We start from the raw sequence: 7,426 nt of genomic DNA, 5'->3' as shown, positions 1-7,426 counted from the left end.
CTTCTAGTCGCCGCTTCCACGACACATAGTTCAAGCTGTGCCTGACCATATGCACGATGCATAGTTGCACCGTGGTGTACGGAAACACTGCCTCGATAGCCTCAGGGAAGCGCTTCAGGCCGTCGACACAGGCGATGAAGATGTCTTGCACGCCACGATTACGTAGCTCCGTCACCACTTGCAACCAGAACTTCGCACCCTCGGTTTGGGCCAGCCACAGGCCCAGAACTTCCTTCTCACCGCTCATCGTTATACCGATGGCCAGGTAAACCGCCTTGACTCGAACTGCACCGTCTCGAACTTTGACGTGGATGCAGTCCAAGTACACGATCGGATAGACCGGATCGAGCGGGCGCGCCTGCCACGCCTTGACCTCATCCACCACTGCGTCTGTGACCGATGAAATTAAGCTCGGCGACACCTCGGCCCCGTACATCTCCTCCAGGTGTGCCTGGATCTCGCGCACGGTCATCCCTCGTGCGTACAGTGACAGGATCTTGTCGTCGAACCCACTCCAACGGGTCTGGTGCTTCGGGATTAGCTTGGGCTCGAAGGTGCCTTGGCGATCGCGTGGTACCTCGATAGGCAGCTCACCAAACTCACCCTTGAGCGTCTTGCGACTGCGGCCGTTGCGGGTGTTGCCAGCACCGTTGGCGACCGGCTCGTGCTTCTCATGCCCCAAGTGCTCGGCCATCTCTGCATCGAGCGCCTTCTCTACCAGCAGCTTGGTCAACTGCTTTAGCAAGCCGTTCTCGCCGATCAGGTCCTCAGGTCTCTTGTAGTTAGCCAACAAGCTGCTCAGCAACTCGTTGGGTACTTCATGTTTGCGTGAACTCATGGTAGCCCCAGGTCAGATGGCAGTTTCCTGCCGGTGACCCGTTTACACAAAATCTAGGACAGGCCCGGATGCGGCCAGAAGCTGTCGTTCGTCTGTCTAGAGCATCTCGGGCGACTCAAACATCAGCAAACGATGGACCTTACCCATCCGTGATTGGAAGGCAGTCCTGAACCGATTTACCATCCAGTTTGAGGGGCGACTCCCTCAGCTGTTACCCGAATCCCGTTTACACAAAATCTGCACACGCCCAGCACTGAAGGGAAAGTGCTCTGGCACACGCAGTGGTGGCACTGCATCGGGGATGTGAAGCGGGCGGAAAGCCTGGGCCCGGTGATCGAGAACTCGATTGCGCAGGTGCTGGGGGACAGCTACGACGTGGGGGCGACCGAGCCATTGCCGACTGCAGTGATCGTGGCCGGCATCAAGGCGGCGTACAAGCACTAGGCTGCGGCGCACTTTGGGATTGAGACCGGAGCGGAGAGCGGGGGCTAAACCAGTCCCTGCAGGCTGCTTTCTTGAGCTACACCGAGTTCTACCAGCCAATTGGGGACAGGCAGCAAAGATGGGCGCGGTCTGTCACTGCTCAATCAATGTCGTCAGTTCATCCTTCTTTGCGTCAGTTGGTACTACGGCCGCTTCGCAGGCGCGCTGTACCAGCGCATCTATTGCCTCCTCATCTGCTTGCTCACAGCAAGCAAATGCTCGGGCTGCAGCTTGACGTACGGCCTCGAGTTTGCTGACGCGGTCGCCAGTCGAGAGGTCTTGCACTTCATTTTCCATGGAGTGGACGAGCTCTTCCAGGAGCTGGAAATGAGGGGAGGAGGCCATCGGCGGTACAGGTATGAAAGACGGTATTTGAAACCTCCGGCCGCCGTCCCGCAAGAGGGGCATGCGACCGGGCGGCTGGCCATGCTTGGCAGAGGGGAGGCGAAAGGCATTTTGCCCCTACTAGAATCGGGGGTCGCTCTTCGACCAGGTGCGGAAGGTGGCCCGCATTTCATTGAGCACGATCTGGCAGCTGCAACGCCGCCGAGTAGCAGCCTGTTCCATAACGTCCTCAAAGGCCATCCAGAACCCATCGCCCGAACCGTAGCGCTCGAAGGCTTGGCGCAGCGCGGTCAGCTCATCGTCCGATAGGCATCCGTCGTTGGAACGGTCTGGCAGGTGCTGATCAGGGGGACGGAACGGCCGGCGGTTCTGGCCGATCAGAGGAACTGAGGGTCCTCCCTAGCCCACTTCCGGAAAGCGTTCCGCATTTCTTCGTTCACGATATTTCGGTCGCACCCAAGCCTGTTGGTGGCTGCATCAAGGATGTCGGTATAAGCGAGCCAGAACCCATCCCCGGTCCCGTAGCGCTCAAACGCGAGCCGCAGCTGGGCAAGCTCGGACAGAGTTAAGCACTGAGTTGAAGTGTGCTCGTTCATGAAAGGTGCCAGGCGGTCGGACCGGAAAATCCTATCACCGGGTCTGGCGCTGTTGCCAGAGGTGAGCGGGCAGCTGAGGCGAAGGTGTCGAGGTAAGTTCTAGACTACCCGCCCCCGCTCTTTGGGCAAAGAATTCCAGCGTAGTCGGGTTGAGATCGATGGCAGGAAAAACCCATGACTGTTTGGACGATGGGGTACTCAACGGGCACGTGGGGCGCTTTTATCGATGTTCTGCAAGCCAACCAAATCGACTCAGTTCCGGGTGTCAGACGGTTTCCTGGCTTCCGAAAGTTTCCTTGGTTCGGCAGCGACGCGATGAGTGCGCAATTGCCTCGGGAAGGCATTGGCTATCATTGGGTTCCCGGCTAGGGGGCGGCGAACAGTGCAGTCAAGGTCGGCGAACGGCGGGTGGAGGAACTCATCGTTTCAGGGCTACGCAGACCACATGGCCAGCGCAGGGTTTGCTGATGGGCTTGAACAAGCCTTGGCTGCTGCCGCGAGAAGTCGGACGGCATTGATGTGTGCAGAGCTACTGTGGTGGCGCTGCCATCGGCGGTTGATTTCGGACCTTCTAGTGCACCGGGGTCACCAAGTGCTGCATATCCAGACCGAACGAGCACCGGACCCGCACAGACTCAATCCCATGGCGCAGCGGGCGGGTGAGGGCCTTATATATCCCCCATTTGCAGCTCGGCTTGCTTTAAGAGCAACCCAGCCGAGCTCCTGGCCGAGTGCGCAGAAATGGTTGACTGAACTGAGGGCGGGGGCCATGATCCGAGGCATCTACTGGGGAGTAGCACCGTGAGCCCGGTACGCCGGGCTCTTTTTCTCTACTGTTATTCAAAAAGCTTCATCGAACGCGCTGTCTGTTCGAGCCAACTCTTTAAACGCACTCTTGACCATGTCTGTCACTTCCTTCCCGGAACAATCGCTTCTTTGAGTAACCGCTTCTGTGATGATATTGAAAGTAATCCAGAAACCGTCACTTGCCCCATAGAGCTTGTAGGCACTCTGGATCATTTCCAACTCGGTTTCTGTGAGGCACGGTTTCATCGTTCTTGGCTTGCTTCGATAACACACTGATAGGCAGGGAGCCATGAAGGATTGTGGTCGAGTGGGGAAGTTGCGTGTGTGAATACCTCACGCTTCACCCTCTGCATTACTCGTTGAATGCTTATGAGGATGGCCGCTTCTTCCCGATGACCTTGGACTCCGTCTGCAATTTTCGCTGCTAAATCAGCCAAGCCCTCGAGCAACGCCTGACGCTCGTTAGACGCCAATGCTGTGCAGGTGGCGACGAGATGGTGGGCTGAACGATCAAAGTCTGATCGAAGAGCAAAGTAGTTAAAAGAACGCGTAACCATGATTTGGCCCCACAAGCGCTCCCCCCCAGCATGGACCAGCGAGGGCGGGGATGCAACTTTGGGTGCTGTAATTTCGCGTAGGGGCTCCCGCAAGACCAGTACCACGTGCCAAAGTTCCAACCCTGCTGGTCACAGGCCGAAGCCTTCATCGGCCAGAAGGGCAGCGCGCTCGCGACGCTGGAACGCGAGGTCTACAGCTTCCTCAAGGAGCGACTCCCCAATCTGAAGCACAAGGGTGCGATCGCCTTCGAGAATGTCCCCGTCGTCCTCAGCAAAGGCTACGTAAAGGCCTTCGGTTCATCGCCTTCCGTCGGCGCCTATGCGCTGGACTTCTGACGCACGGAGACGGGCCTCGATGCTGGTGCTGCGGGTGCAATTTTCTACGTGCTGGTGGCCGACCTCGATGGCGAGGCCGATGCGCGGGAAACCGTAGAGCGGGCCATCGAACACACGAAACGACCCGAGGACAGGCCCAAGCTGGAACAGATCGCTCGGGTCGAACCCTTCCTCGCGGACTGCGCCTTCCCGCCAACGCTGGCGGGCGTGCTCGCCTGGGTACGCTTGGTCGAAGGGCGCTCGCTGGCGAGCATCGGGCTGACAGGTCCGGTACGGCTGAAAACCGTCCTGCGCGGACTTGCCGTTGGATTCGGCACAGTCGCGCTGGTCGTAGTCACGATCTGGATGGCAGGCGGCATGCAGGCCGCAGGCTTGGGGCAAGCATGGCGCTCGCCCGTGAGTCTGCTGCTAGTAAGTTTCATGTTCCAAGCGACCGTGGAGGAAGTCATCTTCCGCGGTTGGATGTGTGCGTGAAAGCATTAGTTGGCCGCGCAGTGAAAGCATATTCTGACCGACTTCAGCCGACGTCCGACCCTAACGGTGTAGATCATCCAAGAACCAACTTAGCGGCCATTGCGGTGAATCGCAGAATGTCCTCCGCAGTTTTACTGGCATTCAAGTTGCGGTTGCGGCGATTCCGTACTTCAATCAACGCATGAACTGCGGTGATTGCCAATACCTCTGGGAAGCCCCACAGTGGCCTCTTCTAGCCTACGACATGGCTAAGCTCGCGCCAGCATTGGCCAAAATCAGCCGCGCCCAAGGAATGCTCTTGGGCCGCTTAGCCGATGTCGGAGCGGATCTCCGTGATCAGGTCAGCCTTGCAGCCCTGACCGAGGATGTCATCAAGACCAGTGCGATCGAGAGCGTGGTGCTAAACGCCAAATCGGTCAGGTCGTCTATCGCCCGCCGGCTGGGCGTGGACATTGGCGCTATCGCCCCCGTAGACCACCACATCGAAGGCGTCGTCGAGATGGTATTGGACGCCACATCGAACAGCTCAGCCCCACTCAACACCGAGCGTCTGTTCGGCTGGCACGCGGCTCTGTTCCCTACCGGCTTCTCCGGCATGAGCCGGATCTCGGTTGGCCACTGGCGCAATGATGAGCGCGGCCCCATGCAGGTCGTATCCGGACCCATCGGCAGTCAAAAAGTCCATTTCGAAGCCCCGCCAGCAGAACGGCTCACCGCCGAGATCGCAACGTTTCTCGATTGGGCTAACACCGCTACCAGCGAACCGGACGTGATCAAGGCTGGCATCGCACACCTCTGGTTTGTGACCTTGCACCCCTTTGATGACGGCAACGGTCGCATCGCCCGGGCTGTCGCTGATATGTTGCTTGCGAGAGCAGAAGGCAGCTCCCAGCACCGGTTCTACAGCTTGTCAGCGCAGATCCAGCGTGAGCAGAAGAACTACTACGCGGTGCTGGAGCGGACACAGCGCCAAGACGGCGACATAACCGAATGGCTAGCCTGGTTCTTGGCCACCTTGGGCCGTGCGTTCGAACGCGCCCAGTCTAATGTGGACGCCGTACTGACCAAGGCCCACTTCTGGCAACACTGGAACGGCGCCTCGCTCAACTGCCGCCAGGTGAAGCTAATCAATCGCCTCCTTGATGGCTTTGAAGGAAAGCTGACCAGCAGCAGTTGGGCCGCGACCGCCAAGTGTTCGCAGGACACGGCGCTACGCGATATCACTGCGCTGCTCAAGCTCGGCATTCTCAAGAGGTGCCCAGGTGGCGGGCGCAGTACCGGCTACAAATTGATCTAAGCAGAGAATGGTGGCCCACAACTAGAGCATTACTTGGCAGAAGCCACTAGGAAAAGAGCCGCACAGGGAATAACTAGGATAACCTTTTGTTCCTTTAAAGGAACAACCATGGCTCCCAACGCAACCTCCCAGATGCGTCGCTTAGCCCGGTCCAAGCTCGACCAAACCGGCGATTGGCTGCGTCAGCTACTACCCAGACTTCGGCCCGTACCACGCGGCGGCTGGATCGCAGCCACTCGCGACGCCTTAGGAATGTCGCGAACCGAGCTCGCACGACGGCTGGGGGTGCAGCCCAGTTCTGTGCTCAAGCTGGAGAACAGCGAGCGGGCTGGGACGGTGCAGGTTGATACATTGCGCCGTGCAGCCGCGGCCATGGATTGTGAAGTTATTTTGTTGGTGGTGCCGAGGCAGTCGCTGCAGGCAAGCGTCGATCAGCAGCGCCTGAAGCTCTTCAACGCCACATTCAATCGGACTGCGATCCACATGAAGTTGGAAGATCAAGCGGTCTCCGAAGAGCTTCGACGCTATCTCCTGGAACAGGCTGAAATCGAGATCCCGGATACCGCACTGTGGCGAAGACGAGAGGAGGATCTCGGCTGACCTTCAGGGATTCCAGCTCCCTCTCGATGAAAGGCAAACGCAACTGGATCCGGATGAGGCATCACAATTGAAATCGCAGTGGGTAGCAATGGCCACTGCTCACGAGTCATGGCAAAACTATTTTTGCAATGCTATGAAGCCAAGCCGTTCACTTGGGAGCCGCCACCGCACGACCACCAGGTACGGCAGCGTTATCTGAAGGCCCTACGGCGAATACCTATAGCATCGAAGGCTTCCGGTGCCATACCAAAATTGGCTGCACATTTACCGAACGCATCCCCGTCTATACCTACACCTGCGTTGGGGGGTAACCCCCCCCCGCGCCGCCTGCGCTCGCCTTCATCGGGTTCCAATGCTCGCTCCATGCGCTCCATGCGCTCCTTGGCGTTACGCGGCGCGGGACGTGGCGGAACGAGCGGAGGGAGCTTGGCAATTTCCTCGCGTGTCATGGGCTCATTTTGATTTCGGATCCGATTGACCTTCTTCTTGCGGGTCACCTTTTTCTGCCGCACCGGCTGGATCTGGACCTGGTGTCGGATCCGCGGGATCACCCCCTTGATCAGCTTCTCAGCATTTGGGCGGCTGTATCCGAATGCACCCATGGCATCATTAACCATACGCTCGTACAGTGCCTGCTCCTCAGGGTCGGTCATCCTTCGATTCGCTCCTGGTAGCGGTATTGCTTGGCCGAGTCTCTGACGCACAGTCGCGGGCCTTCAAAATTAGTCATGGTCGCAACAACGGTCGCCACCTTTGTCGCCTGTTCCAAGGCCTGGTTGATCAGGCCGTCCTCGAACCAGCCCTGAGGCAATTCAGCTATTGCCGCCAGCATTTCCCTTACCAGACAGATACCGCATTCAGATCAGCAATGACCGTTGGAGGGCCAATAACTTCGTGAAGGAGGCGCCCGGCCTCGTGATCGGTCCACGATCGGACAGCACTGCCGCTAGCGCTACTGAAGCCAACTTGACCTTGACCAAAATCGGAAGCCTCTTCTTTGGCGAACTAAGGTTGTGATCTCTCAACGCTGGCGTTGCTCCATGACTGCAGACCGACCCCGGTCTTTGATCCAACGGGGGTCAAGCATGTTGAG

General features: G+C 58.3%; 10 protein-coding genes and 1 pseudogene. 6 read left to right on the top strand and 5 right to left on the bottom strand.

Annotated elements, in window-relative coordinates; translation table 11 throughout:
* Positions 1-838 (bottom strand): IS256 family transposase (locus tag AC1VXC_RS16090; RefSeq protein WP_482995068.1); only part of this gene is annotated, 838 nt, incomplete at its 3' end.
* Positions 839-1,141: 303 nt separating this feature from the next.
* Between AC1VXC_RS16090 and AC1VXC_RS16085 the strand changes: the two genes are divergently transcribed.
* Complete coding sequence (locus tag AC1VXC_RS16085; protein ID WP_296251559.1) at positions 1,142-1,282, top strand: hypothetical protein; 141 nt, start codon at positions 1,142-1,144, stop codon at positions 1,280-1,282.
* A gap of 132 nt (positions 1,283-1,414) precedes the next feature.
* Here AC1VXC_RS16085 and AC1VXC_RS16080 read toward each other — a convergent pair whose 3' ends face one another.
* Positions 1,415-1,666, bottom strand: coding sequence for a hypothetical protein (locus AC1VXC_RS16080; RefSeq protein WP_296251558.1), 252 nt, complete (start codon positions 1,664-1,666; stop codon positions 1,415-1,417).
* Positions 1,667-2,436: 770 nt separating this feature from the next.
* On the opposite strand from AC1VXC_RS16080, the pseudogene AC1VXC_RS16075 reads away from it, so the two are divergent.
* A pseudogene (locus AC1VXC_RS16075) lies at positions 2,437-3,067 on the top strand (DUF488 domain-containing protein).
* Between the two features lie 35 nt (positions 3,068-3,102).
* On the opposite strand, the gene AC1VXC_RS16070 reads toward AC1VXC_RS16075, so the two are convergent.
* Positions 3,103-3,282, bottom strand: coding sequence for a hypothetical protein (locus AC1VXC_RS16070; RefSeq protein ID WP_156455860.1), 180 nt, complete (start codon positions 3,280-3,282; stop codon positions 3,103-3,105).
* 449 nt (positions 3,283-3,731) lie between these two features.
* On the opposite strand from AC1VXC_RS16070, the gene AC1VXC_RS16065 reads away from it, so the two are divergent.
* From AC1VXC_RS16065 to AC1VXC_RS16050, 4 genes are all read left to right on the top strand, one after another.
* Entirely contained in the window at positions 3,732-3,962 is a 231-nt protein-coding gene (locus tag AC1VXC_RS16065; RefSeq protein WP_062168900.1) for a hypothetical protein, read from the top strand.
* A 48-nt stretch (positions 3,963-4,010) separates the two neighbouring features.
* Positions 4,011-4,436 carry a hypothetical protein gene (locus tag AC1VXC_RS16060; protein WP_481538405.1) on the top strand — a complete coding sequence of 142 codons (426 nt, stop codon included), beginning with the start codon at positions 4,011-4,013 and terminating at the stop codon, positions 4,434-4,436.
* Positions 4,437-4,617: 181 nt separating this feature from the next.
* Positions 4,618-5,733, top strand: a complete 1,116-nt coding sequence (locus tag AC1VXC_RS16055) for a Fic family protein (protein WP_481538404.1) — start codon at positions 4,618-4,620, stop codon at positions 5,731-5,733.
* A 108-nt stretch (positions 5,734-5,841) separates the two neighbouring features.
* Positions 5,842-6,333, top strand: a complete 492-nt coding sequence (locus tag AC1VXC_RS16050) for a helix-turn-helix domain-containing protein (RefSeq protein WP_481538403.1) — start codon at positions 5,842-5,844, stop codon at positions 6,331-6,333.
* A gap of 191 nt (positions 6,334-6,524) precedes the next feature.
* Here the strand turns inward: AC1VXC_RS16050 and AC1VXC_RS16045 are convergent, their stop codons facing one another.
* Together AC1VXC_RS16045 and AC1VXC_RS16040 are read right to left on the bottom strand one after the other, a co-directional pair.
* Positions 6,525-6,986 (bottom strand): hypothetical protein, encoded by a 462-nt coding sequence (locus tag AC1VXC_RS16045; protein ID WP_481538402.1) that lies wholly within the window; start codon positions 6,984-6,986, stop codon positions 6,525-6,527.
* The gene (locus AC1VXC_RS16040) at positions 6,983-7,165 is read right to left on the bottom strand and encodes a hypothetical protein (RefSeq protein WP_481538401.1); all 183 of its coding nucleotides are present in this window, start codon (positions 7,163-7,165) and stop codon (positions 6,983-6,985) included. Before AC1VXC_RS16040 ends, AC1VXC_RS16045 begins: the two co-directional genes overlap by 4 nt.
* Positions 7,166-7,426: the final 261 nt, after the last annotated feature.

It is taken from the genome of Stenotrophomonas sp. STEN033, assembly GCF_056856655.1.
Note: the sequence above shows the minus strand (reverse complement) of the source record. Positions and strands in the feature narration are given on the sequence as shown.

Excerpts from the sequence above, each read along its gene's own strand:
- AC1VXC_RS16080 (WP_296251558.1), bottom strand. The coding sequence starts at position 1,666 with ATGGCCTCCTCCCCTCATTTCCAGCTCCTGGAAGAGCTCGTCCACTCC.
- AC1VXC_RS16070 (WP_156455860.1), bottom strand. The coding sequence starts at position 3,282 with ATGATCCAGAGTGCCTACAAGCTCTATGGGGCAAGTGACGGTTTCTGG.
- AC1VXC_RS16055 (WP_481538404.1), top strand. The coding sequence starts at position 4,618 with ATGAACTGCGGTGATTGCCAATACCTCTGGGAAGCCCCACAGTGGCCT.
- AC1VXC_RS16050 (WP_481538403.1), top strand. The coding sequence starts at position 5,842 with ATGGCTCCCAACGCAACCTCCCAGATGCGTCGCTTAGCCCGGTCCAAG.
- AC1VXC_RS16045 (WP_481538402.1), bottom strand. The coding sequence starts at position 6,986 with ATGACCGACCCTGAGGAGCAGGCACTGTACGAGCGTATGGTTAATGAT.
- AC1VXC_RS16040 (WP_481538401.1), bottom strand. The coding sequence starts at position 7,165 with ATGCTGGCGGCAATAGCTGAATTGCCTCAGGGCTGGTTCGAGGACGGC.